This is a genomic window from Streptomyces scopuliridis, from assembly GCF_042790125.1.
Classification (GTDB): domain Bacteria; phylum Actinomycetota; class Actinomycetes; order Streptomycetales; family Streptomycetaceae; genus Streptomyces; species Streptomyces scopuliridis_A.
Window position 1 is genome coordinate 151,296 of record NZ_JBHTZS010000016.1, and the last position, 24,252, is coordinate 175,547.

18 protein-coding genes are annotated in these 24,252 nt (G+C 69.6%); 11 read left to right on the forward strand and 7 right to left on the reverse strand.

All coding sequences use genetic code 11. The features are described 5' to 3' along the window. Positions 1–25: 25 nt before the first annotated feature. Positions 26–1,033: a GlxA family transcriptional regulator gene (locus ACFRKB_RS24270; RefSeq protein ID WP_383108491.1), complete on the reverse strand. Its 1,008-nt coding sequence runs from the start codon at positions 1,031–1,033 to the stop codon at positions 26–28. A 70-nt stretch (positions 1,034–1,103) separates the two neighbouring features. Between ACFRKB_RS24270 and ACFRKB_RS24275 the strand changes: the two genes are divergently transcribed. The 3 genes from ACFRKB_RS24275 (at position 1,104) to ACFRKB_RS24285 (ending at position 6,302) form a co-directional block, all read left to right on the forward strand. Continuing rightward, entirely contained in the window at positions 1,104–2,447 is a 1,344-nt protein-coding gene (locus ACFRKB_RS24275) for an MFS transporter (protein WP_383108493.1), read from the forward strand. A gap of 173 nt (positions 2,448–2,620) precedes the next feature. Further along, positions 2,621–4,870: an SF1B family DNA helicase RecD2 gene (gene recD2, locus ACFRKB_RS24280; protein ID WP_383108494.1), complete on the forward strand. Its 2,250-nt coding sequence runs from the start codon at positions 2,621–2,623 to the stop codon at positions 4,868–4,870. 133 nt (positions 4,871–5,003) lie between these two features. After that, positions 5,004–6,302 (forward strand): citrate synthase, encoded by a 1,299-nt coding sequence (locus ACFRKB_RS24285; protein ID WP_365972609.1) that lies wholly within the window; start codon positions 5,004–5,006, stop codon positions 6,300–6,302. 507 nt (positions 6,303–6,809) lie between these two features. On the opposite strand, the gene ACFRKB_RS24290 is transcribed toward ACFRKB_RS24285, so the two are convergent. Next, positions 6,810–7,043 (reverse strand): heavy-metal-associated domain-containing protein, encoded by a 234-nt coding sequence (locus ACFRKB_RS24290; protein WP_365912546.1) that lies wholly within the window; start codon positions 7,041–7,043, stop codon positions 6,810–6,812. A gap of 137 nt (positions 7,044–7,180) precedes the next feature. Further along, positions 7,181–7,822, reverse strand: coding sequence for a TetR family transcriptional regulator (locus ACFRKB_RS24295; RefSeq protein WP_383108495.1), 642 nt, complete (start codon positions 7,820–7,822; stop codon positions 7,181–7,183). A gap of 144 nt (positions 7,823–7,966) precedes the next feature. On the opposite strand from ACFRKB_RS24295, the gene ACFRKB_RS24300 reads away from it, so the two are divergent. Beyond that, positions 7,967–10,231: an MMPL family transporter gene (locus ACFRKB_RS24300; protein WP_383108497.1), complete on the forward strand. Its 2,265-nt coding sequence runs from the start codon at positions 7,967–7,969 to the stop codon at positions 10,229–10,231. 113 nt (positions 10,232–10,344) lie between these two features. Here ACFRKB_RS24300 and ACFRKB_RS24305 read toward each other — a convergent pair whose 3' ends face one another. The 3 genes from ACFRKB_RS24305 to ACFRKB_RS24315 all read right to left on the reverse strand — a co-directional run bounded on the left by ACFRKB_RS24305 (position 10,345) and on the right by ACFRKB_RS24315 (position 14,300). Next, positions 10,345–10,542, reverse strand: a complete 198-nt coding sequence (locus tag ACFRKB_RS24305) for a helix-turn-helix transcriptional regulator (protein WP_365972613.1) — start codon at positions 10,540–10,542, stop codon at positions 10,345–10,347. 285 nt (positions 10,543–10,827) lie between these two features. Next, positions 10,828–13,080: a glycosyl hydrolase family 95 catalytic domain-containing protein gene (locus tag ACFRKB_RS24310; RefSeq protein WP_383108498.1), complete on the reverse strand. Its 2,253-nt coding sequence runs from the start codon at positions 13,078–13,080 to the stop codon at positions 10,828–10,830. 308 nt (positions 13,081–13,388) lie between these two features. After that, positions 13,389–14,300 carry a sugar phosphate isomerase/epimerase family protein gene (locus tag ACFRKB_RS24315; protein WP_383108499.1) on the reverse strand — a complete coding sequence of 304 codons (912 nt, stop codon included), beginning with the start codon at positions 14,298–14,300 and terminating at the stop codon, positions 13,389–13,391. Positions 14,301–14,455: 155 nt separating this feature from the next. Between ACFRKB_RS24315 and iolC the strand changes: the two genes are divergently transcribed. The 7 genes from iolC (at position 14,456) to ACFRKB_RS24350 (ending at position 23,754) form a co-directional block, all read left to right on the forward strand. After that, positions 14,456–15,535: a 5-dehydro-2-deoxygluconokinase gene (gene iolC, locus ACFRKB_RS24320; protein ID WP_383108501.1), complete on the forward strand. Its 1,080-nt coding sequence runs from the start codon at positions 14,456–14,458 to the stop codon at positions 15,533–15,535. Further along, a complete protein-coding gene (locus tag ACFRKB_RS24325; protein ID WP_383108502.1) occupies positions 15,532–16,413 on the forward strand; it encodes a Cgl0159 family (beta/alpha)8-fold protein in 882 nt (293 codons plus the stop codon). The genes iolC and ACFRKB_RS24325 overlap by 4 nt, the downstream gene beginning before the upstream one ends. A gap of 16 nt (positions 16,414–16,429) precedes the next feature. After that, the gene (iolB, locus tag ACFRKB_RS24330; RefSeq protein ID WP_383108503.1) at positions 16,430–17,407 is read left to right on the forward strand and encodes a 5-deoxy-glucuronate isomerase; all 978 of its coding nucleotides are present in this window, start codon (positions 16,430–16,432) and stop codon (positions 17,405–17,407) included. Then, complete coding sequence (gene iolD / locus ACFRKB_RS24335) at positions 17,404–19,278, forward strand: 3D-(3,5/4)-trihydroxycyclohexane-1,2-dione acylhydrolase (decyclizing) (protein ID WP_383108504.1); 1,875 nt, start codon at positions 17,404–17,406, stop codon at positions 19,276–19,278. Before iolB ends, iolD begins: the two co-directional genes overlap by 4 nt. 13 nt (positions 19,279–19,291) lie before the next feature. Then, positions 19,292–20,791 (forward strand): CoA-acylating methylmalonate-semialdehyde dehydrogenase, encoded by a 1,500-nt coding sequence (gene mmsA / locus ACFRKB_RS24340; protein ID WP_383108506.1) that lies wholly within the window; start codon positions 19,292–19,294, stop codon positions 20,789–20,791. Between the two features lie 407 nt (positions 20,792–21,198). Continuing rightward, on the forward strand, positions 21,199–23,040 hold the full coding sequence (gene asnB, locus ACFRKB_RS24345; protein ID WP_383108507.1) for an asparagine synthase (glutamine-hydrolyzing): 1,842 nt from the start codon (positions 21,199–21,201) through the stop codon (positions 23,038–23,040). A gap of 120 nt (positions 23,041–23,160) precedes the next feature. Continuing rightward, a complete protein-coding gene (locus ACFRKB_RS24350) occupies positions 23,161–23,754 on the forward strand; it encodes a DUF4291 domain-containing protein (protein ID WP_383108508.1) in 594 nt (197 codons plus the stop codon). Here the strand turns inward: ACFRKB_RS24350 and ACFRKB_RS24355 are convergent. Then, positions 23,751–24,212, reverse strand: a complete 462-nt coding sequence (locus ACFRKB_RS24355; RefSeq protein WP_383108510.1) for a GNAT family N-acetyltransferase — start codon at positions 24,210–24,212, stop codon at positions 23,751–23,753. The genes ACFRKB_RS24350 and ACFRKB_RS24355 overlap by 4 nt on opposite strands. Between the last annotated feature and the right edge of the window lie 40 nt (positions 24,213–24,252).

Genomic DNA, 24,252 nt, shown 5'->3' on the forward strand with positions numbered 1-24,252 from the left:
GCTACAGCCGCTATGGACGCGTTTTTCACGGCGCGCTCCATAGAGGCGTTCCGTGGGGACCGCGGAACGTCCTCCGGTACGCGGTCGGCGTCACTCCTGTCGCCTCCAGGAGGTGGTGCCGCAGCGAGACCGCCGTACCGAAGCCCGCGTTGGCCGCCACCCGGTCGACGGGGAGGTCGCTCTCCTCCAGCAACTGCCTTGCCCGCTCGACGCGCTGAAGGGTCAGCCACCGCGCGGGGGAGAGCCCGACCTCCTCACGGAAGCGGCGCGTAAACGTCCGTACGCTCATCGATTCCAGCGCGGCCAGCTCCCGCAGAGGCAGCGGGCGTTCGAGATGATCCAGCGCCCATGCCCTGGCCGCGCCCGTGGAGGAGCCCGTCGCCTCGGGGACCGGACGGCGGATGTACTGGGCCTGGCCGCCGTCACGATGGGGTGGTACGACTGTCGTACGGGCCACCGCGTTGGCGACCGCGACGCCGTGGTCGGCGCGGATCATATGCAGACAGAGATCGATGCCCGAGGCGACGCCCGCCGAGGTGAGCACGTCCCCGTCCTCGGTATAGAGGACATCGGGATCGAGACGTACGTCCGGATGCAGCTCACGGAACCGGTCACAGGACTTCCAGTGCGTGGTCGCGCGCCGCCCCTTGAGCAGCCCGGCGGCGGCCAGGACGAACGAGCCCGTACAGATGGAGGCGATCCGCGTACCGGGGCGGATCCGGGCCAGCGCGGCGGCGAGTGGCGGGCTCAGCCGGCCGTCCACCGGGGTGTAGTCCTCGTCCGAGGTCGGGACGATCACCGTGTCCGCCTCGGCCAGCAGTTCGGGGCCGTGCGCCACATTGACCGTGACATCGCCGTCCGTCCGTACCGCTCCCGGCGCGAGCGTGCAGGTCAGCACGGTATAGAGCGGATCGCCCGCGGCCGAGACGGCCTGGCCGAAGAGCTGGTGGACGATGCCCAGCTCCATCTGGAGCAGACCGGGCCGGACGAGCACGGCGATTCGGTGGGGGTCGGAAGCGACAAAGGCAGCCATGGCCCGAACCTTTCCCGTCCTGGCCATCGGGCAACTCGATCGGCCGGACCGGTTGCCGCAGGGTCGAGGAATGGCCCAACGGACAGCGCGATCACCGGAAACACCGCGATCAGCGAAGACACCCGGACGCCGCCCGCGCGTGCACCGCGCCTGGTGGGTCGCCCTCGCCGCGGCTCTGACGATCGTGGTGGCCGGCGCCTTCACCACCCTGTCCGGCGTGCTGGTCACCCCGCTCCACAGCGCCTTCGGCTGGTCGCGCGGCACGATCGGAGTCGCGGTCTCGGTCAACATGGTGCTGTACGGACTGACCGCCCCCTTCGCCGCCGCGCTCATGGACCGCTTCGGGATCCGCCGTACCGCACTCGCCGCGCTGGCCGTCGTCGCCATGGGCGCCCTGCTGACCACCGTGATGACCGCGCCCTGGCAGTTCACCCTTTTCTGGGGGCTGTTGGTCGGCCTCGGCAGCGGCGCCATGGCGATGACGTTCGCGGCGACCGTCACCCAGCGGTGGTTCGTCCACGGACGCGGTCTGGTCACCGGCATCCTCACCGCCGCCGGGGTCTTCGGCCAGTTCGTCTTCCTGCCGGTGCTCTCCTGGCTCACCGAACGGCAGGGCTGGCGCCCGGCCCTGGTGTCGGTGGCGCTCGCCGCGCTCGTCCTGCTGCCGCTGGTCCGGCTGCTGCTGCGGGACCATCCGGCGGACTGCGGGCTGAAGCCGTACGGCGGCGCGGAGTTCGTGCCGCGCCCCGCTCCGGCGCCCGGCGCCGCCCGGCGGACCGTACGGGTGCTGCTCGGCACCGCGCGTACGGGGCCGTTCTGGCTGCTCGCCGGCGTCTTCGCGGTCTGCGGCGCCTCCACCAACGGCATCATGTGGAGCCACTTCACCCCGGCCGCCCACGACCACGGCATGGCCGCGACCACCGCCTCCTCGCTGCTCGCGCTGATCGGCGTCTGCAATGTGGCGGGCACCATCGGCTCCGGCTGGCTGACCGACCGGTACGACCCCAGGCGGCTCCTCGCGGGCTGTTTCGTACTGCGCGGCATCTCACTCGTCCTGCTGCCGATGCTGATGACCGCCACCCCGGGGGTGCCCCTGGTGCTGTTCGCGGTGCTCTTCGGGCTGCTCGACGTGGCGACCGTCCCGCCGGTGATCGCGCTCTGCCGGGAGTTCTACGGCGCGGACAGCGCGATCGTCTTCGGCTGGGTCAACGCGGCCCACCAGTTGGGCGCCGGACTGATGGCCGGTCTCGGCGGCGCCATACGGGACACGTTCGGGACGTACGACCCGGTCTGGGTTGCCTCGGGCGCGTTCTGCGCGATGGCCGCGCTGCTCGCTCTCGTCATCCGCGGACGCGTGGCCGCGGGTCCGGAAAATTACTCAGAGGAACCGCGCAACCCTTCCGGGGTGACGTGAGTCGTATACGTCAACAGGGCTTTCGGGGGTGGGATCCGGGGGGATCGGGAAGGCCCTGTCGAGGGGGGAGCGCGTGGGGCCCGGTCCGGTGGACCGGGCCCCCAGTAGTTGTCCACAGGGGCAGTTGTCCACAGGTCGGCCATGATGTCGGAGCCTGACGGTAGCGTCGGATCATGTCCAATTCCGCTGTGCTCGAAGCCGTCCTTGAGCGGATCACGTACGCCAATGAGGAGAACGGCTATACCGTCGCCCGCGTCGACACCGGCCGCGGCGGCGATCTCCTCACCGTGGTCGGCTCGTTGCTCGGCGCGCAGCCCGGTGAGTCACTGCGGATGGAGGGCCGCTGGGGCTCGCATCCCCAGTACGGCAAGCAGTTCACGGTGGAGAACTACACCACGATCCTGCCGGCCACGATCCAGGGCATCCGCCGCTATCTCGGCTCCGGCCTGATCAAGGGCATCGGCCCCGTCTTCGCCGACAGGATCGTCGAGCACTTCGGCCTGGACACGCTCGACATCATCGAGCAGCAGCCCAAGAGGCTCGTGGAAGTCCCCGGCCTCGGCCCCAAGCGGACGAAGCGGATCGCCGCCGCCTGGGAGGAGCAGAAGGCCATCAAGGAGGTCATGGTCTTCCTCCAGGGGGTGGGCGTCTCCACCTCCATCGCCGTCCGCATCTACAAGAAGTACGCGGACGCCTCGATCTCCGTCGTCAAGAACGAGCCGTACCGCCTGGCGGCCGATGTCTGGGGGATCGGCTTCCTCACCGCCGACCGGATCGCCCAGGCCGTCGGGATCCCGCACGACAGCCCGGAGCGGGTCAAGGCCGGGCTCCAGTACGCCCTGTCCCAGTCCACCGACCAGGGCCACTGCTTCCTGCCGGAGGAGCGGCTCATCGCGGACGCGGTGAAGCTGCTCCAGGTCGACACCGGCCTGGTCATCGAATGCCTCGCCGAGCTGGCCGCTGAGGACGAGGGGGTCGTACGGGAGAGGGTGCCGGGGCCGGACGGCGGCGAGGAGGAGGTCACCGCGGTCTATCTGGTCCCCTTCCACCGCGCGGAGCTGTCCCTCTCCGCCCAGTTGCTGCGGCTGCTGCGCACCGGGGAGGACCGGATGCCGGCCTTCCAGGACGTGGTCTGGGACCGGGCGCTGACCTGGCTGGCGGGGCGTACGGGTGCCGAGCTGGCCCCCGAGCAGCAGCAGGCGGTCCGGCTCGCCCTCACCGAGAAGGTGGCCGTTCTGACCGGCGGTCCCGGCTGCGGCAAGTCCTTCACGGTCCGCTCGATCGTGGAGCTGGCGCGGGCCAAGAAGGCCAAGGTGGTGCTGGCGGCGCCCACCGGGCGGGCGGCCAAGCGGCTCGCCGAGCTGACGGGGGCCGAGGCGTCCACCGTGCACCGGCTGCTGGAGCTCAAGCCGGGCGGGGACGCGGCGTACGACCGGGACCGCCCGCTGGACGCCGACCTGGTGGTGGTCGACGAGGCGTCGATGCTCGATCTGCTGCTGGCCAACAAGCTGGTCAAGGCGGTGGCGCCGGGCGCGCATCTGCTGCTCGTCGGGGATGTGGACCAGCTTCCCTCGGTCGGGGCCGGCGAGGTGCTGCGCGATCTGCTGGCCGAAAGCGGCCCCGTGCCGCGGGTCCGGCTCACCCGGATCTTCCGGCAGGCCCAGCAGTCGGGGGTGGTCACCAACGCCCACCGCATCAACTCCGGGGTACCGCCCATCACCCAGGGCCTCATCGACTTCTTCCACTTCGTCGAGGAGGAGACGGAGGACGCGGGCCGGCTGACCGTCGAGGTGGCGGCCCATCGGATTCCCGCCAAATTCGGTCTCGACCCGCGGCGCGATGTGCAGGTGCTGGCGCCGATGCACCGCGGCCCGGCCGGCGCGGGCGCGCTGAACGCACTCCTCCAGCAGGCCATCACCCCCGCCAGGCCCGATCTTCCGGAGAAGCGGCTCGGCGGCCGGGTCTTCCGCGTCGGTGACAAGGTCACCCAGATCCGCAACAACTACGAGAAGGGCGAGAACGGCGTCTTCAACGGCACGGTCGGCGTCGTCACCGCACTGAACATGGACGACCAGCGGCTGACGGTGCTGACGGACGAGGACGAGGAGGTGCCGTACGACTTCGACGAGCTGGACGAGCTGGCGCACGCGTACGCGGTGACGATCCACCGCTCCCAGGGCAGTGAGTACCCGGCCGTGGTCATTCCGGTCACTACCGGTGCCTGGATGATGCTCCAGCGGAATCTGCTCTACACGGCGGTCACCCGCGCCAAGAAACTCGTCGTGCTGGTCGGCTCACGCAAGGCCATAGGACAGGCGGTGCGGACGGTCTCCGCGGGCAGACGCTTTACCGCCCTCTCGCACCGGCTGACGGGACTTTCCGCGCCTCGGCTTCCCACAACTGGGGCGAAGGGGGCAGGATGAGCAGGTTGGCGGCACTGAGTGCCGCCAAAAGGCCTAAAGGCCGACCCCGAGTGCACTCTCCTGAGCCAAATGGGGGATGGTAGAGACAGTCAGGGCACCTCGAAGAAGAGGCACTACGTCGGTGAGGGATGACGTGAGCGAGAAACGCGACAACGCGGTAGTACTGCGGTACGGCGACGGCGAGTACACCTACCCGGTGATCGACAGCACCGTCGGCGATACGGGCTTCGACATCGGGAAGCTCCGTTCTCAGACCGGTCTGGTGACGCTGGACAGTGGATACGGCAATACCGCCGCCTACAAGTCCGCGATCACCTATCTCGACGGCGAACAGGGCATCCTGCGCTACCGCGGCTATCCGATCGAGCAGCTGGCGGAGCGTTCCAGCTTCGTCGAGGTGGCGTATCTGCTGATCAACGGCGAGCTGCCGACGGTCGACCAGCTGGCCTCGTTCAAGAACGAGATCACCCGGCACACGCTGCTCCACGAGGACGTCAAGCGGTTCTACGACGGTTTCCCGCGCGACGCCCACCCGATGGCGATGCTGTCCTCCGTGGTCAGCGCGCTGTCCACGTTCTACCAGGACAGCCACAACCCGTTCGACGAGAAGCAGCGTCATCTCTCCACGATCCGGCTGCTCGCCAAGCTGCCCACCATCGCGGCGTACGCGTACAAGAAGTCGATCGGCCACCCCTTCGTCTACCCGCGCAACGACCTCGGGTACGTCGAGAACTTCCTGCGGATGACCTTCTCGGTCCCGGCGCAGGAGTATGTGCCGGACCCGGTCGTCGTCTCCGCCCTCGACAAGCTGCTGATCCTGCACGCGGACCACGAGCAGAACTGTTCGACCTCCACCGTGCGGCTGGTCGGCTCCTCGCAGGCGAACATGTTCGCCTCGATCTCCGCCGGCATCAGCGCCCTGTGGGGCCCGCTGCACGGTGGTGCCAACCAGTCGGTGCTGGAGATGCTCGAGGGCATCCAGGCCTCCGGCGGCGACGTGGACTCCTTCATCCGCAAGGTGAAGAACAAGGAAGACGGCGTGAAGCTCATGGGCTTCGGGCACCGCGTCTACAAGAACTTCGACCCCCGGGCGAAGATCATCAAGGCGGCGGCGCACGACGTCCTCTCGGCTCTCGGCAAGTCCGACGAGCTGCTCGACATCGCGCTCAAGCTCGAAGAGCACGCCCTTGCCGACGACTACTTCGTCGAGCGGAAGCTCTACCCGAACGTGGACTTCTACACCGGTCTGATCTACCGGGCCATGGGCTTCCCGACCGAGATGTTCACCGTGCTGTTCGCGCTCGGCCGGCTGCCCGGCTGGATCGCCCAGTGGCACGAGATGATCAAGGAGCCCGGCTCCCGTATCGGCCGTCCGCGCCAGATCTACACCGGCGAGGTCCTGCGCGACTTCATCCCGGTCGAGTCCCGCTGACCCACGCTTCCCGCGCCCGGGCCCCCGCGGGCCCGGCGCGCCTGCTCGTACCGCGCACGCCGGTCCACGCCGGGTGTACGCAGCGAAAAGCGCCCCGCCGCCGATCCCCCCACGGGTCGGCGAACGGGGCGCTTTCCATATCCCCGGAGCGGATTCCCCCCACGGGATCCGGGCCGGGCGTCTGCCGTAACCATCAACGGCTACTAGCGGTCGGACCGGGGTACGTACGGGAGGGCCGCTCAAAGCTCCCCGGTGCACGTGCCCCGGCCAATCGCGTGCATGAGATGTCCCCCAAGACATCCCACACGATCCCGTCGAACGTCCCCCAAGACGTTCTCTGGCATCGTCCTCTTAGACTCGCGAGTCGACCTAATGGTTACCCCTCAATCTATGTGATCTAGATCTCTTTGTGAAGGTCCTGTGGTGCATGTGAAGGACCGCAGGCGCATAGAAGGTGCTAACCACATAAACGGAGGAGCGGGCGGGTCCCTGCCTCCGATCGTGCGGTCAGGCCTGCCCGGCCAGTTCGTAACCGGCCTCGTCGACGGCGGCGCGTACGGCCTCCTCGTCCAGCGGGGCCTGGGAAACGACGGTCACCCGGCCTGTGGCGGCCGTGGCCTCCACGGACGTGACGCCCTCGATTCCGGAGATCTCGCTGGAGACGGCCCCCTCGCAGTGGCCGCAGGTCATGCCGGTGACCTGGTAGACGGTCGTGACCTGGTTCTTCGTCTCGGCGGTCATGGCGTTTCTCCTCTTCGGGGCTGGCGTAGGGATGGGTGATGCGCCAGGGGCGCGCGTGGGCCGCGTGGCTCCCCGGTCGCTATGACTTTACCCCTAGGGGGTATGAAATCGAACCGGTCCCGGCGACCAGGGTCGGTTCAGTGATCCCCGACGAGCGGATCCAGATAGCGGAAGAGGACCGTCTTCAGCTCGGTGATGTACGCGTCCCGCTCGGCGGGCTCCGCGGCGAGGATCAGATCCATGCCCGCCTTGAATACGGCGAAGGCCGTGTGCGCGACCCGGGTGATGTCGGACTCCGGTGTCGCGGGGAGGTAGCCGGCGAGGACTTCCTCGACCCGGGTGAGCATGGAGGAGTGCAGGGCGTCGTGCTCCCGGGTGACCTGGCCGGGGATGTCGGGGCCGTGCATGAGGACGCCGAAGGCGGGGTTCTCGGAGTTGAACTGGATCAGCGGGTCGAGGACGGCGTCCAGCAGCTGGTCCAGGGGCAGTTCGAGATGGGCGGGGGTGAACGCCTGGCCGTAGGTGGCGCGCCAGCGCGTCAGCAGATGATCGCCCAGTTCGACGGCGATGGCTTCCTTGTTCGGGAAGAACTGGTAGAGCGTGCCCGGGGAAACGCCGGCCTCGCGGGCGATGGAGTTGGTGCTCGCCCCGGAGTATCCGGTGGTGCAGAAGACGTTGGCCGCCGCTTCGAGGAGCTGGGCGATGCGGCGCTCGCCGCGGGCCTGACGGCGGCGCGGCTTCGCCGTCCCGCTCTCGCTGCCGTTCTTGGCCTCCGGCATGTGAATCCCCGGCTTTCCTGGATCGGTTGACAAACACGAGTGGCAGCTCGCAATATTGACTTATGCGAGCGATGACTCGTGTTTGTCTATTCTATGGCAATCACTGACCCATGCCACGGGTCACGGTGAAGGGGACACCGCACCATGTCCGAAGTCAATACTGGACCGAGTCTTGGGGGATGGACCCGGTTCGTCACCGCGCGCCCAAGGCTCTCTCTGCTGGTCGCGCTGGTGATCACGGCCCTGGCCGTCTTCGCCGGGAGCGGCGTCGCCGACCGGATGGGAAGCGGTGGCTGGGCCGATCCGGACGCCGAGTCGACGTACGCGACCCAGGCGCTGGAGCGGGAGTTCCCGGCCTCCCAGCCCAATCTGCTGCTGCTCGTCGACAGCGGGAGCCGGAGTGTGGACGACCCCGCGGTGGCCGCGGAGGCCAAGCGTCTCACCGACCGGCTCGCGGCCGAGCCGGGCATCACCGGGGTCGGTTCCTACTGGGGGACCGGATCGGCCGCGCTGCGCGCCGAGGACGGCCGGGAAGCGCTGATCGCGGCGAGGATCGAGGGCGACGAGAAGACGGCCGCCGCGGCCCTGGACCGGATAGCGCCGGAATTCCGTGGCGCGCACGGACCGTTGGAGGTCTCGCTCGGCGGACCCGTCGCCGTACAGCACGAGATGCAGGAGATCATCCAGGAGGATCTGCTGCGGGCCGAGCTGATCGCCCTGCCGGTGACGCTGGTGCTGCTGGTGATGGTCTTCGGCAGCGCGGTCGCCGCTCTGCTGCCGCTCGGGCTCGGCATCGTCGCCATCCTGGGGACGAACGCGGTACTGCGCGGGATCACCGAGCTCACCGATGTCTCGGTCTTCGCACAGAACCTCACGACGGCCCTGGGGCTCGGACTGGCCGTCGACTACGCCCTGTTCATCGTGCGCCGGTTCCGTGAGGAGCTGGCCGAGGGCGCCGAGGTACGGGACGCCGTGGGTGTCACGCTGCGCACCGCCGGGCGGACGGTGCTGTTCTCCGCGCTCACCGTGGCCGTGTCGCTGGCCGCCATGCTGGTCTTCCCCCAGTACTTCCTGCGCTCCTTCGCCTATGCCGGGATCGCGGTGGTGCTGCTGGCGGCGGCCGCCGCGCTGATACTGCTGCCGGCCGCGCTGATGCTGCTGGGCCACCGGGTCAACGCGCTGGATCTGCGGGTGCTGCTGCGCCGGAGGCGGCGGAAGTCCGGGACGCGGGACGGATCGGGAGCCGCGGGCGAGTCCGCCGAGCCGGGGGCCGGCTGGGGGCGTACGGCAGCGCTGGTCATGCGCCGGGCGCCGGTCTTCGCCCTTGCGACCGCGGCCGGGCTGATCGTGCTCGGACTGCCCTTCCTGGGGGCCACGTTCGGCACCGCCGACTACCGTCAGCTGCCGTCTAACGCCGACTCCCGGGTGGTCCAGGAGGAGATACGGGACGGCTTCCCCGGCAGCCCCAGCGGGAGCCTGGAGATCTTCGTGGGGTCCGCCGGCACACCCGCCGAATACGCGGACTACCGCAGCCGGATAGAGGCTCTGCCGGGGACGCTCGGGGTCGACGGTCCCGTCACCGAGGGCGAGCACGGGTACTTCACGGTGCGGGCCGAGGGAGAGGCGGTGGGCCAGGAGGCCCAGCAGCTCGTCCGGGACATCCGTGCGGTACCGGCCGCGTTCGACACGTCGGTGACCGGCACCGCCGCCGTGCTGGTCGACTCCAAGGAGGCGATAGCCGACCGACTGCCCTGGGCGGTGGCCATCATCGTGGTGGTGACCCTGCTGCTGGTCTTCCTGCTGACCGGCAGTGTGCTGATCCCGGTCCAGGCGGTGGTGCTCAACGCGCTGAGTCTCACGGCCATGTTCGGGGCGGTCGTCTGGGTCTTCCAGGACGGCAACCTCTCCGGGCTGCTCGGCTTCACCGCCACCGGCGACATCGAAACGACCCTGCCGGTCCTGATGTTCTGTGTCGCCTTCGGACTCTCCATGGACTACGGCGTCTTCCTGCTCTCCCGGATCAAGGAGGAATACGACCGGAGCGGTGATCACGAACAGGCGGTGACCTTCGGCCTCCGGCGCACCGGAGGACTGATCACCGCGGCGGCCGTGATCCTCGCGGTGGTCATGGTGGGCATAGGCACCTCGCGGGTGACCAACACCAAGATGCTGGGGCTCGGTATCGCGCTCGCCGTACTCATGGACGCGATGGTGGTCCGCAGTCTGCTGGTGCCCGCGGTGATGAAGCTGACGGGCAGGGCGATGTGGTGGGCCCCCGGGCCGCTGCGCCGCTTCCATGAACGGTTCGGGCTGAGCGAGGGTGAGTCGAAGCCGGCCGCCGGAGGGGATACGGGAGATCCGGCCCGGCCGGAGCCCTCTGCCCGCGACCGGGACACGGCGGGCGTCTGACCGGGACGGAACGGGGGCCGCGCGGAGGAACGGAATGGGGGCCGTGGGGGCCGTACCGGATCGGCACGGCCCCCACGGCGGGCCCTTGGGCGGCCCCTGAGCGAGCGCCTCGCTCAGCTTCTGCTGCTTCTGTTACCGGGACGTTGGGCCACCCAGGCGCGGACGGTGTCCGCGTACCAGTAGGGCTTTCCGTTCTCCACATGGTCCGGCGGCGGAAGCAGTCCGTGCTTGCGGTACGAGCGGACGGTGTCCGGCTGCACGCTGATGTGCGCCGCGATCTCCTTGTAGGACCAGAGCCTTTTGTCCGTCATCAGTGGCACCTCCCCGCGTCCGCCGCAGGGAGGCCGGTGGGCCGTCGGGGGAGCTGCGGCACGACGCTGGTGATCACCCAGCCTGTGCCTCTTGAGCGACACAGAGTGATGAAGAGAGTGGATTTGTCACCTTCCTGTGACGGAAGGACCGTGTAATCGAGATATGCGTGACAGTAGAGGGATCTTTGTGGCACACACGGCACATTTGGCGCGTGCACCTCATGTGGCGCGCACCTCATGTGGCATGGATACGCACATCAGTTACATGACGTCAGGTGCCTTGCGTCAGTCCGGCTCGGGCAGCCCCCACCGCGGGTATGTGCCGTCCGCCGGTACATCGCGCGGTCGTAGCACCGGGTCTGAGCCTCGTCGGGTCACCACGGCGGTACGGCCCTTCGGCAGATCGACGGTGATGGTCCCGGTGCCCCGGTACGGCAGCTTCCGGCCGCGCTCGTCGCGTACGTCGATCGCGCCGTCGATGCCGTGCTCCAGCACCAGCGGCGCGCCCGCCTCGCTCCGTACCGTCACCCAGTCGGTGCGGCCGGCCGAACGGGACGCGTCCACGAGGAACGCCCCCTGGGTACGCAGGCGTTGGACCGACGCGTCGGCCCAGCCCGAGGGGACGGCGGGGAACACGCGGACCGTACCGCCATGGCTCTGGACCAGCATGTCCAGAAGTGACTGGGCGGCGGCGAGCGGGCTCTCGATGGCGAAGTTGGAGCCCTCGCGGTACATGGTGTTCGGCGTCAGCTGCGTGCCGTCGACGGTGTTCCCGTCGGTGAAGAACTTCAGATGGGACAGCGCCCGGTCCGCGTTGCCGAAGAGGGTCTCCATCGAGGCGGCGGCCGCGAAGCTGTAGCCGTGCCAGCGCTCCCGCATGCCCGCCCAGTGCTCGAAGCTCGTGCGGTCCAGCGACTCCTGGAGGGGGTAGAGCCACAGCAGATGCGAGTAATGCCGGTGCGACTCCGCGAGCGGCACCTCCGCGCCGATCAGCACGCCCTGCTCGCCCCGGTGGTACGGCACCAGCCGGGTCAGGATGTCGTGCAGGCGCGCGGTCGGCGCCTCGTCGATCCGCAGTGCCCGCGCCGTCTCCAGCAGTGTCCGGCAGCCCCAGCGGATCAGGGACAGGTCGTAGGTGCAGTCGGACGCGTTGGCGTACTCCGGTGACCGGGTCTCCGGCAGATGCAGCAGACCGTCGGACCCTTCGGTCAGGAAGCGCGCGTAGTAGGCGATGGCCCGGCTGAGCACCGGATACAGCACGTCCTGGAGAATCCGCCGGTCCATGGAGTGCCGGTAGGACAGCCACACATTGTGCATGGCCCAGGTGAGATTGCCGGTGTGGTCGTTGGGGCTGATCCCGGGCACTCCCACATAGCGCGGGCCCGGACGCAGCTCCCGGTCGCCCGGATGGCAGAGCGCGTAGCTCTCGCCGTCCCGGTGGGCCGGGTGGATATTGAGCTCCAGATTGCGGTGGTACGTACGGAAGGTGGGGGTGATCGCATCCAGTTCCAGATGGTTGGAGCCATTGATCAGCGGATACGCGACCTGGGTGTTGAGGTTCCACCAGATATTGGTCCAGTTGTTCCCGGTCTCCGGGAACCACGGCCCGAAGACGGGCAGTACGGGGGAGTCCTTCCCGGTGGACGACGCCATCTTGTAGAGCTGGATCCAGTAGAAGCGCTGGAGATGTTTGTCGGGGACCGAGACCAGACTGCGCCGGTAGAAGTCGCCCCACCACCGGCGGTGTTCGCGTACGAGCGTGTCCGGGGAGGTCGTCAGCGCCCGGTTCACGGCTGACAGCGCACGCTCGCGGCCGGTCGAATCCGGGAAGCCGTAGGCGATGCCGGCCGCGAGCAGCCGGCGGCTGCCCTCGTGGATCTCCCGCCACGCCGTGGTGTACCCGCCGCCCGCGTCCAGTGGCTGTTCCACGAAACCGGGCCCCGCGGCCGGATCGGGGTTGGCGGTGTACTCCGGTGGTACGCGGGTGGTCCTGGTGGTCGCGGACGGGAGCGCCGTGAACCCCCAGGCGGCCTCCCGCTCACCCGCCGTGGGCTCCAGGGACACCAGCAGCACATCGCTCTGACGCAGGATCAGCACCCGCAGCCGGACGCCGCCGGCGGTGGTGGTGACCGTGCCGTTCAGCTCGGCGGTCGCCGGATCCAGGGACCAGTCGATATCCGTGACCGTGCCCGTGAACGTCAGGGTGAGATAGCCGACCGGCAGCCGGGAGTAGCCGATGGCCGCCTCCCACTGCCCGCGCTGGTCCTGCACGAGCGAGTGGTTGAGCATGATCCTCAGGGCGTTGCCCTCGCCCGCCTTGCTGTAGAGATGCGCGGCGAGGAAGCCGTTGCCGAAGAACGGCGCGGACTGCCAACCGGAGGGAAGCCTGCGCCACTTCATGGCCGCGTCGAGCAGGATGCGTCCATGTGGGTCCGTGTCACCACTCCCGCCGCGCACATCGCCGCCGTCACCGTCGGAGGTCCGTGCCCAGGCGGTGCGGGAGGAGACCGCGAAGGCCGCCGCTCCCGCCGCCGTCATGAACGTACGCCGTGAGATGTGCCCTGCTCGCGTGATACCTCCGAGGAATCCGGGACGCGATGAAGGTGAAGGAACAGGTGAATGCACGACGTCCCCTGTCTGCGGTTCAGGAATAGCCCTTACTGGGACGATCCTTGCGCAGTCGTGTCCCTGTCAAGGTGGCGACATGAGGAGAGGTCGGATCAATGAGGCCGGTGGGGCTGTTGGACGGAGAAGCGGAAACGCCCGGACGGAACCTCTCGGATCCTGTCCGGGCGTCAGGTCGGCCGCGGGGCGGCGTCAGGGCGCCGTCGGAGTGGAGCGGTGCGTCAGGCGCCGCAGCTCCGCAGGAAACGGCGGGTGCGTGCGGCGATCGGGAACGGCTTGTCCGGAGGGCACGGATACATGTCCTGTTCGACGATGGCGAAGAGGTCCACATCCAGCCGCCGCGCCGCGGCGAGCACCGGCTCCAGTGCGGGAACCCCGCCCGGCGGCTCGCACATCACCCCGCGCCCGACCGCCGGCCCGAACGGCACCTCGTCCGCCACGACCCCGGCGAGGATCTCCGGGTCCACCTGCTTGAGGTGGAGATAGCCGATGCGCTCCCCATAGGTCTCGATCAGTTTGACGCTGTCGCCGCCGCAGTAGGCGTAGTGCCCGGTGTCCAGGCACAGCGAGACCAGGGCGGGATCGGTCGCGTCGAGGAAGCGGCTGACGTTCTCCTCGCTGTCGATATGGGTGTCGGCGTGCGGATGGACGACGATGCGCAGCCCGTACCGGTCCCGCACCTCACGGCCGAGCCGCTCGGTCTGCGCCGTCAGATCGCGCCACTGCCGCGCCGTCAGGGTGCGGTCCTCCAGCACCTCGCCGGTCTTGTCGTCGCGCCAGAACGAAGGGATGACGACCAGGTGGTCCGCGCCCATCGCTTGGGTGAGCGCGGCGATGTCCGCGACATGCGCCCAGGTCTTCTCCCAGACGGCGGGGCCGTGATGCAGTCCGGTGAAGACGGTTCCGGCGGAGACCTTCAGCCCGCGCCGGGCGGTCTCCTCGCCCAGCCGGACGGGATCGGAGGGGAGATAGCCGTACGGGCCGAGTTCGATCCACTCGTAGCCCGCCTCGGCGACCTCGTCGAGGAATCGCCGCCAGGGAACCTGCTGGGGATCGTCGGGAAACCACACGCCCCAGGAATCGGGGGCCGACCCGACCCGGATGCGGTTGGACGTGGGTACGGAAGAGGTCATACCGGTCAGCTTTCCGGCCGCGCGGAAAGAGTGTCAACCCCTTCGTCCGAATGTAAGGACAAAACGTTGACAGGGCTCCGGGCCGGGCATTAGACCTGGGAGTGACGTGGACGTGGGAATGACATCGGAGTGACCGTCGAACCGAAGGGACGCGCATGCCTGAGCCGTACGACGTCATCACCATGGGCCGGATCGGGGTGGACCTCTACCCGCTGCGGACCGGTGTCCCGCTGGCCCAGGTCGACACCTTCGGCAAGTTCCTCGGCGGCTCCGCGACGAATGTCGCCGTCGCGGCGGCCCGGCTCGGCCGGCGCGCCGCCGTCATCACCCGTACCGGCCACGACCCGTTCGGGGACTATCTGCACCAGGCGCTGCGGGAGTTCGAGGTCGATGACCGCTGGGTGACGCCGGTGGACGCGTATCCGACCCCGGTCACGTTCTGCGAAGTGTTTCCCCCGGACGACTTCCCGCTCTACTTCTACCGGCTGCCCAAGGCCCCCGATCTGGAGATCCATCCGGACGAACTGGACCTGGACGCCATCCGTTCGGCCCGTATCTTCTGGATGACCGGCACCGGTCTGTGCGCGGAGCCGAGCCGTACGGCGACGCTCGCGGCGCTGGAAGCGCGCGGAAAGACGGGGCTCACCGTCTTCGATCTCGACTGGCGGCCGATGTTCTGGCCGGACGGCGCGGGGGCGGACGGCGCGGGGGCGCATGACGCAGCGGCGAACGGCACGGAGCCGGGCGCGGTGTACGCGCGGGCGCTGCGGCACGCCACCGTCGCCGTGGGCAATCTCGACGAGTGCGAAGTGGCCGTGGGGGAGCGCGAACCGCACGCCGCCGCGCGGGCGCTGCTCGCCGCCGGGGTCGAGCTGGCCGTCGTCAAACAGGGTCCCAAGGGTGTGCTCGCCGTGCACCGGGACGGCACCCGGGCCGAAGTGCCTCCCGTCCCCGTCGATGTCGTCAACGGACTCGGCGCGGGGGACGCGTTCGGCGGCGCCCTCTGCCATGGGCTGCTGGCCGGCTGGGATCTGGAGCGCGTGATGCGGTACGCGAACGCCGCCGGGGCCATCGTGGCGGGCCGCCTCGCCTGCTCCTCCGCCATGCCGTACGACGGAGAGGTCGCCCGGACGCTCGCGGACGGACGGGTCGCGGCGGGGGACCCCGCGGCGTCCACCGTGACACCGTCAGCTTCTGCGCGGTCTTCCGCTCAAACCCCCGAGGCCCTTTCATGAGCGGCGTCGATGTGTCCGAGCTGGTCCGGCTGCGTACGCACCATCCCGAGGCCGTCGCCGAGGCCGCCGCCCGCCGTACCCGCCGCCCCCTGCTGCGCGCCGGCGGCCGGCTGATGATCATCGCGGCCGACCATCCGGCCCGCGGCGCCCTGGCCGTCGGGGACCGGCGGCTCGCCATGGCCAACCGCGCCGATCTGCTGGAGCGGCTCTGTCTGGCGCTGTCCCGCCCCGGTGTCGACGGCGTCCTGGCCACCGCGGACATCCTCGACGACCTGCTGCTCCTCGGCGCCCTGGAGGACCGTGTCGTCGTCGGCTCCATGAACCGCGGCGGGCTCGCCGGCGCCGCGTTCGAACTCGACGACCGTTTCACCGGGCACCGCCCCGAGGACCTCGCCAGGCTCCGCTTCGACGCGGGCAAACTGCTCCTCCGTATCGACTACGAGGACCCGCGCTCCCTCGACACGCTCCACTCCACCGCCCGTGCCATCGACGCCATGGCCGAACGCCGGCTGCCGGTCTTCGTCGAGCCGTTCATCTGCCACCGCGCGGACGGCCGGCTCCGCACCGATCTGGGCGCGGACGCGGTGACGCGCTCGATCGCCATCGCTTCCGGACTGGGCGGTACCTCCGCGTACACCTGGCTGAAGGTTCCCGTTACCCAGGACCCCGACGATATGGCCCGGGTGATGGAGACCTCGACACTCCCGGCCGTCCTGCTGGGCGGCGAGATCGGGGGCGATCAGGAGGGCGCGTACGAGAAATGGCGCAAGGCGCTGCAACTGCCCACCGTCCGGGGGCTGGTCGTCGGCCGTTCGCTGCTCTATCCGGTCGACGGGGATGTGGCCCGTGCCGTCGATACGGCCGTGGGTCTGCTCTAGGGGGTACGGAGACTTCATGACGACCAACCACGAACCGTACGGATGGTACGTACCCGCGGGCAGCGCCGCGGCGGGACCGTACGCCCTCGACATCGATCCGCGGCGGGCCGGCTGGGCACACAGCAGTCTGCGCGTCCTGGAGCTCCCGCCCGGCGGTACGCACGCGCTGGACGCCGGGGAGAGCGAATGGATCGTTCTTCCGCTCACCGGCGGTTGTACGGTGAACACACAGGGCAAACTCTTTGAACTGCGGGGCAGGGCAAGCGTGTTCAGCGGAGTCACGGACTTCGCGTACGTGCCGCGTGATGCCCACGCACAGATCGCCTCCGGTGCGGGAGGCCGCTTCGCCCTGGCAGGAGCGAAGTGCGAGCGACGACTCCCCGCTCGCTACGGCCCCGCGCCGGAGGTTCCGGTCGAGCTGCGCGGCGCGGGCGGCTGCTCGCGCCAGGTCAACAACTTCGGCGCGGCGGGGGTCTTCGCGTGCGACCGGCTCATCGCGGTCGAGGTGCTCACCCCGGGCGGCAACTGGTCGTCGTATCCGCCGCACAAACACGACGAGCACCGGCCGGGCGTCGAGTCCGAGCTGGAGGAGATCTACTACTTCGAGATCGACGGTGACGGCGTCGGCTATCACCGGGTCTCGCCGTCCCGGCCCGGCGGTACGGATGTGCTCGCCGAGGTCCGTACGGGCGACACCGTCCTGATCCCGGACGGCTGGCACGGCCCGTCCATCGCCTCGCCGGGCCGGGACATGTACTACCTCAATGTGATGGCGGGGCCGGGGGAGTCGCGGGAGTGGCTGATCAGCGACCACCCCGACCACGGCTGGATCAGGGAGACCTGGCCGGGGCTGGCGGTCGACCCCCGGCTGCCGCTGTACGAGGCGCCGTCGGCCGGGCCCGATTCCGACCCCGACCCCGAGCGCGCGGCCGCGAAGCCAGGGGCCACGGTCGGAGCGGGCACCGCACCCGCAGCCGAGGAGGATTCCCGATGAGTACGCGTCGTCTTACCGTCGCCCAGGCGCTGATCAGCTTCCTGTCCCGGCAGTACACCGAGCGGGACGGCCACAAGCAGCGTTTGATCAACGCCACTTGGGGCATCTTCGGCCATGGCAACGTGGCGGGTATCGGCCAAGCCCTTGTCGAGTCCGCCTCGGAGATGAGGTACTTGCAGGGACGCAATGAGCAGGCCATGGTCCACGCCGCCGTCGGCTATGCCCGCCAGAGCAACCGCCTGTCCGCCCATGCCGTGACCACCTCCATCGGTCCCGGCGCCACCAACCTCGTCACCGGTGCGGCTCTCGCCACCATCAACCGCCTCCCCGTGTTGTTGCTCCCCGGTGACACCTTCGCCACCCGACCCGCCGACCCCGTCCTGCAACAGCTCGAACTGCCCAGCGCGGGCGACATCACCGTCAATGACGCCCTGCGGCCCGTCTCCACGTACTTCGACCGTGTCACCCGCCCCGAGGCGCTGATCCCGGCCGCGCTCGCCGCGATGCGCGTGCTCAGCGACCCCGCCGAGACCGGGGCCGTCACCCTCGCTCTGCCCCAGGACGTGCAGGCGGAGGCGTACGACTGGCCGGAGGAGTTCTTCTCCGAACGTGTCTGGCGAGTCCGCCGTCAGGCGCCCGATCCCGACGAACTCGCCGAGGCGGTACGGCTGGTGCGGGAAGCCCGCCGTCCCCTGCTCGTCGCGGGCGGCGGAGTGCACCACAGCGCGGCGGAGGAGGTGCTCGCCGCGTTCGCCGACGAGACCGGTATTCCGGTCGCCGCCACCCAGGCCGGCAAGGGCTCGCTGCCGTACGACCACCCCTGCGAGGTCGGCGGCATCGGCCACACCGGCACGGCCACCGCGAATGAACTGGCCAGGACCGCCGATCTGGTGATCGGCGTCGGCACCCGCTGGTCGGACTTCTCCACCGCGTCCGGCACGCTCTTCTCGAACCCCGCCGTCCACTTCCTCAATATCAATATCACCGGCTTCGACGCCCACAAGCTCGTGGCCGACCCGTTGGTGGCGGACGCCCGTACGGCCCTGCAACTGCTCGCCGCGGGCCTCGTCGGCCACCGGGTCGCGCCCGCCTACGCGGCCGAGTACACCGAGGACAAAGAGCGCTGGGAGTACCGCGTCGCCGCCGCGTTCGCCGCCGACGAAGATCTCGTGCGCCCCACCCAGGCCCAGGTTCTCGGCGCGCTCGACGCCCTGGTCACCGACGAGGACATCGTCATCAACGCGGCCGGATCGCTTCCCGGCGATCTCCACAAGCTGTGGCGGGCCCGCTCCCGCGACCAGTACCACGTCGAGTACGGCTACTCCTGCATGGGCTACGAGATCCCGGCGGCCATCGGCGTGCAGCTCGCGGCGCCGGGCCGGCCGGTCTGGGCGCTCGTCGGTGACGGCACGTATCTGATGAACCCCACCGAAATCGTCACGGCCGTCCAGGAGCGGCTGCCCTTCAAGGCCGTGATTCTCCAGAACCACGGATACGCGTCCATCGGCGGCCTGTCCGAGACGGTCGGCGCGGAACGGTTCGGCACGGCCTACCGTTTCCGGGCCGGCGACGGGACCTACACGGGCGCCCCGCTCCCCGTCGATCTCGCCGCCAACGCGGCGTCCCTCGGCATGCGGGTGATCCGCGCCAAGACGGTTCGTGACCTGCGTGAAGCCCTGGCCGAGGCGCGCGCCGCCGACGTTCCCACATGTGTCTATGTGGAGACCGAAACGGCAGACACTGTGTCGGGCGTCCCTCCGGCCCAGGCGTGGTGGGATGTCCCCGTGGCCGAGACCGCGACGCGCCCGTCCGCGGTCAAGGCCCGTGAGCAGTACGACCGGCACGTAGCCGCCCGCCGCCGCCAGCTGTGAAGGAGCAAACGGAATGAAGACCGTCAACCACTGGATCGGTGGCAAGACCGTCGAGGGCGCGTCGGGCAACTGGGGCCCGGTGACCGACCCGGCGACCGGCGCCGTCACCACACAGGTCGCGCTCGCCTCCGCCGAGGAGGTGGACAGCGCGGTCGCCGCCGCCAAGGCCGCGTACGCCACATGGGGGACCTCGTCCCTCGCCCAGCGCACAAGCATCCTCTTCCGCTACCGCGCGCTGCTCGACGCCCGCCGCGACGACCTCGCCGCGCTCATCACCGCCGAGCACGGCAAAGTGCACTCGGACGCCCTCGGCGAGGTCGCCCGGGGCCTGGAGATCGTCGAGCTGGCCTGTGGGATCACCACACAGCTCAAGGGCGAGCTGTCCACACAGGTCTCCCACCGCGTGGATGTCTCCGCCATCCGCCAGCCGCTGGGTGTGGTCGCCGGCATCACGCCGTTCAACTTCCCGGCGATGGTGCCGATGTGGATGTTCCCGCTGGCGGTGGCCTGCGGTAACACCTTCGTACTCAAGCCCAGCGAGAAGGACCCCTCGGCGGCGAACCTGCTGGCGGAGCTGGCGGCCGAGGCCGGGCTGCCCGACGGGGTGCTGAATGTCGTGCACGGCGACAAGGTCGCGGTGGACGCGCTGCTCGCGCATCCGGACGTGGCGGCGGTCTCGTTCGTCGGCTCCACCCCGATCGCCCGCTATATCCACACGACGGCCTCCGCCAACGGCAAGCGCGTCCAGGCGCTCGGCGGCGCCAAGAACCACATGCTGGTACTGCCGGACGCGGACCTCGACGCCGCCGCGGACGCTGCGGTCTCGGCCGCCTACGGGTCCGCCGGTGAGCGCTGTATGGCGATCTCGGCGGTCGTGGCGGTGGGCGCGATCGGGGACGAACTGGTCGCCAAGATCCGTGAGCGCGCCGAGAAGATCAAGATCGGCCCCGGCAACGACCCGGCCTCCGAGATGGGCCCGCTCATCACCAAGGCCCACCGCGACAAGGTCGCCGGTTATGTCACGGGCGCGGCGGCCCAGGGCGCCGACGTCGTCCTGGACGGTACGGGGCACACGGTCGAGGGCTTTGAGGAAGGCCACTGGATCGGGCTCTCGCTGCTCGACAAGGTCTCCACGGACTCCGACGCGTACCGCGACGAGATCTTCGGCCCGGTGCTGGTCGTGCTGCGCACGGAGACCTACGAGGAGGGCGTCGAGCTGATCAACGCCTCCCCCTTCGGCAACGGCACGGCCATCTTCACCCGCGACGGCGGCGCCGCCCGCCGTTTCCAGCTGGAGATCGAGGCCGGCATGGTCGGCGTGAACGTACCGATCCCGGTGCCCGTCGGCTACCACTCCTTCGGCGGCTGGAAGGACTCGCTCTTCGGCGATCACCACATCTACGGCAACGACGGCGTGCACTTCTACACGCGCGGCAAGGTCGTCACCACCCGCTGGCCGGACCCGTCCGAGGCCCCGGCGGGCGTGGACCTCGGCTTCCCGCGCAACCACTGACACGCCGCTCGCGGCCCTGATCGCAGCCGTGGCCCGTACGACGTTCCGCGTCGTACGGGCCACAGGTGTGTACGACCCTCGGCCCCAGGCCGGTTGATGAAGTCTTTGCCCATGGCCTGATCGGGCCGCCCCCTCCGGCACGTGGCACCGCAACGGCACTGGCGCGCCCCGGGATCCCGGCCCAGAGCAGTTCATTACCTTTCGCGCCGTACGGCTGAAAGCGTCCGGTTCGCGTAACCGGGCGCCGGGCAGCCGCGTTGACCGAGCGCAGTCGTATGACTCACGCTCGTTACATAGGTGCTGGATACAACTGATCTGGCCCGGTGCCCCGTCCTGCCGTGAACCCCAGGCTCGTCCACGGTCTCCGACCCGCGCTCCGGCCCGGGATCGGAAGCAGGAGGACACACATGTGTGGCATCACCGGCTGGGTCTCCTTCGACCGTGATCTGCGTTCCGCGTCCGAAACATTGGATGCGATGACGGAAACCATGTCCTGCCGGGGCCCCGACGACCGCGGTACCTGGATCAGCGGCCCCGCGGCCCTCGGCCACCGCCGGCTGGCGATCATCGACCTGCCGGGCGGACGTCAGCCCATGACGCTCGACACCCCGCAGGGCACCCTGGCGCTCGTCTACTCGGGCGAGACCTACAACTTCACCGAACTGCGCCGGGAACTGACGGACCGGGGCCACCGGTTCCGCACCGACTCCGACACCGAGGTCGTCCTGCACGGCTATCAGGAGTGGGGCGAGGCCGTGGCGGAACGCCTCAACGGCATGTACGCCTTCGCGATCTGGGACGGCCGCACCGACACGCTCGTGATGATCCGCGACCGGATGGGCATCAAGCCCTTCTACTACTATCCGACCCCCGACGGTGTGCTGTTCGGCTCCGAGCCCAAGGCGATCCTCGCCAACCCGCTCGCCCGCCCGCGCGTCCGCCTCGACGGACTGCGTGAACTCTTCGCCTTCGTGAAAACGCCCGGCCACGCCGTCTGGGACGGAATGCACGAGGTCGAGCCCGGCACCGTACTGACCCTGAACAGGGACGGACTGCGCCGGCAGATCTACTGGTCGCTGGAGACCCGCCCGCACACCGACGACCGTGACACCTCGGTGGCGCGGGTACGCACCCTCCTCGACGACATCGTGCGGCGCCAGCTCGTCGCGGACGTACCGCGCTGCACGCTCCTCTCCGGTGGCCTCGACTCCTCCGCCATGACGGCGCTGGCCGCGCGTCAACTGGCCGAAACCGGCGAGCGGGTCCGCAGCTTCTCCGTCGACTTCCTCGGCCGCACCGAGAACTTCGTCGCCGACGAGGTGCGCGCGACCCCGGACACCCCGTTCGTCCATGACGTCGCGCGCGCGTCGGGCACGGAGCACCAGGACATCGTGCTCGACTCCCACGCCCTGGCGGACCCCGACGTACGCGCCCGGATGATCCGGGCCCGCGACCTCCCCATGGGCTTCGGCGATCTGGACACCTCCCTCTACCTCCTCTTCCGGGCCATCCGGAAGCACTCGACCGTCGCGCTCTCCGGCGAATCGGCCGACGAGGTCTTCGGCGGCTACCTCCAGTTCTTCGACGAGGAGGCCAGGCAGGCCGAGATGTTCCCGTGGCTGGTGCGCCTCGCCGACCACTTCGGCGACGACTCCGACGTGCTGCGCACCGATGTGAACACGGCGGTGAACCTGCCGGACTTCCTCCGCGAGAGCTACGCGACGGCCGTCGCCGACATCGAACGCCTCAGCGGTGAGAGCGACTTCGAGTACCGGATGCGCACGATCTGCTATCTCCACCTGACGCGTTTCGTGCGGATCCTGCTGGACCGCAAGGACCGCGCGAGCATGGCCGTCGGCCTGGAGGTCAGGGTGCCGTTCTGCGACCACCGGCTCGTCGAGTACGTCTACAACACCCCGTGGTCCCTGAAGTCCTTCGACGGCAGGGAGAAGAGCCTGCTGCGGGAGGCGACGGCCGACCTGCTGCCGAAATCGGTGTACGACCGGGTGAAGAGTCCCTACCCGTCCACCCAGGACCCCAAGTACGCCATCGCCCTCCAGGAACACGCCAAGGACCTGCTCGACAGCCCGTCCCACCGGGTCTTCGACCTGGTCGACGCCGACCGGGTCCGACGAGTGGCGGAGCGCGACACCCCACAGGTCACCCAGGCGTCGAGGCGCGGCCTGGAACGCACGCTGGACCTGGCGATCTGGCTGGACCTCTACAACCCGGAGATCACACTGACCTGAGGGCGCGGACCGGAGCCGGGGCCCGGGGGGCGTGCCCGGCGTCCGTGATCCGCGGTGAAGACGTCCGCGATCCGCCGTAAATCGGTGGCCGCCCCGGGCACCGCGCAGCACGCTGGTCCCATGTCGGAACCGAAGTACCGGATACGCGCGCTGCACACGGCGTCCACCATCACCGTCTACCAGGCCTACTCGCCCGTCCTCGGCCTGCCCGCCGCCCGTGACGGCCGGTTCCCGGCGGCCTGGAAGCGCGACCGGATGACCTGGATCAAGCCGTCTTTCCTGTGGATGATGTACCGCTGCGGCTGGGGTACCAAGGAGGATCAGTCGACCGTACTGGCCGTGGAGATCTCCCGGGAGGGGTTCGAGTGGGCGCTGTCCCGCGCCTGTCTGTCGCACTACGACCGTGACCTGTACCCCGATCCGGGGCTCTGGAAGCGCGAGTTGAAGCGCTCTCCCGCCCGCGTGCAGTGGGATCCGGAGCGGGATCTGCACCATAGGGCGCTGCCGCACCGCTCGCTTCAGCTCGGGCTGTCGGGGGAGACGGCGCGGCGGTACGCGGACGAGTGGACCGTGTCCATCCGGGACGTGACGCCGCTCGCGCACCGGATCCACGGGCTGGTGCGCGAGGGTGAACTGACGGCCGCCGCGGAGCTGTTGCCCGAGGAGACCGGCTACCCGGCGGGAGACGAACTCCTCGGACGGCTCCGGGCCTAGCTCCGGGCCTGGGCGCCGTCCCCGGGGGCCTCCGCGTCGTCCGGCGTGAAGTGCCAGGTCAGCATGGCGAATTCGCCGTCGTCCTCGGCTCCCGTCGCGCGGTAGAGCGCCAGCGCCGGGGCATTGTCCGTGTCCACGCCCACCCACATGTCGTAACAGCCGCGTGCGCGGGCCTCGGCGGCCAGGGCGTTCGTCAGCGCTCGGGCTATGCCGCGGCGGCGGTAGGGGGCCGCCACGGACAGTTCGTACAGGCACATCTCCGATCCCTTGTCCGGGTGGAGCATCTCGATGCCTGAGATCATTCCGGCCGGGGTGCCGTCGGCGTAGGCGATCAGCATCAGGTGGCCCGGCGCGGCGAGGAAGCGTTCTGCCCAGGCGGAACGGGCCGGGCCGTCGTACAGGTGCTGTGCGGCGATCAGTTCCGCGACCGTCGTCGCCCGGCGGATCTCCGTGCCCATCCTCTGCCCCTTCCCCTCGGCAAGGCCCGCATACCGCGTC

Coding starts and splice junctions, on each gene's coding strand:
- ACFRKB_RS24270 (WP_383108491.1), bottom strand. CDS start 1,033: ATGGCTGCCTTTGTCGCTTCCGACCCCCACCGAATCGCCGTGCTCGTC.
- ACFRKB_RS24275 (WP_383108493.1), top strand. CDS start 1,104: ATGGCCCAACGGACAGCGCGATCACCGGAAACACCGCGATCAGCGAAG.
- recD2 (WP_383108494.1), top strand. CDS start 2,621: ATGTCCAATTCCGCTGTGCTCGAAGCCGTCCTTGAGCGGATCACGTAC.
- ACFRKB_RS24290 (WP_365912546.1), bottom strand. CDS start 7,043: ATGACCGCCGAGACGAAGAACCAGGTCACGACCGTCTACCAGGTCACC.
- ACFRKB_RS24295 (WP_383108495.1), bottom strand. CDS start 7,822: ATGCCGGAGGCCAAGAACGGCAGCGAGAGCGGGACGGCGAAGCCGCGC.
- ACFRKB_RS24300 (WP_383108497.1), top strand. CDS start 7,967: ATGTCCGAAGTCAATACTGGACCGAGTCTTGGGGGATGGACCCGGTTC.
- ACFRKB_RS24305 (WP_365972613.1), bottom strand. CDS start 10,542: ATGACGGACAAAAGGCTCTGGTCCTACAAGGAGATCGCGGCGCACATC.
- ACFRKB_RS24310 (WP_383108498.1), bottom strand. CDS start 13,080: ATGACGGCGGCGGGAGCGGCGGCCTTCGCGGTCTCCTCCCGCACCGCC.
- ACFRKB_RS24315 (WP_383108499.1), bottom strand. CDS start 14,300: ATGACCTCTTCCGTACCCACGTCCAACCGCATCCGGGTCGGGTCGGCC.
- iolC (WP_383108501.1), top strand. CDS start 14,456: ATGCCTGAGCCGTACGACGTCATCACCATGGGCCGGATCGGGGTGGAC.
- ACFRKB_RS24325 (WP_383108502.1), top strand. CDS start 15,532: ATGAGCGGCGTCGATGTGTCCGAGCTGGTCCGGCTGCGTACGCACCAT.
- iolB (WP_383108503.1), top strand. CDS start 16,430: ATGACGACCAACCACGAACCGTACGGATGGTACGTACCCGCGGGCAGC.
- iolD (WP_383108504.1), top strand. CDS start 17,404: ATGAGTACGCGTCGTCTTACCGTCGCCCAGGCGCTGATCAGCTTCCTG.
- mmsA (WP_383108506.1), top strand. CDS start 19,292: ATGAAGACCGTCAACCACTGGATCGGTGGCAAGACCGTCGAGGGCGCG.
- asnB (WP_383108507.1), top strand. CDS start 21,199: ATGTGTGGCATCACCGGCTGGGTCTCCTTCGACCGTGATCTGCGTTCC.
- ACFRKB_RS24350 (WP_383108508.1), top strand. CDS start 23,161: ATGTCGGAACCGAAGTACCGGATACGCGCGCTGCACACGGCGTCCACC.
- ACFRKB_RS24355 (WP_383108510.1), bottom strand. CDS start 24,212: ATGGGCACGGAGATCCGCCGGGCGACGACGGTCGCGGAACTGATCGCC.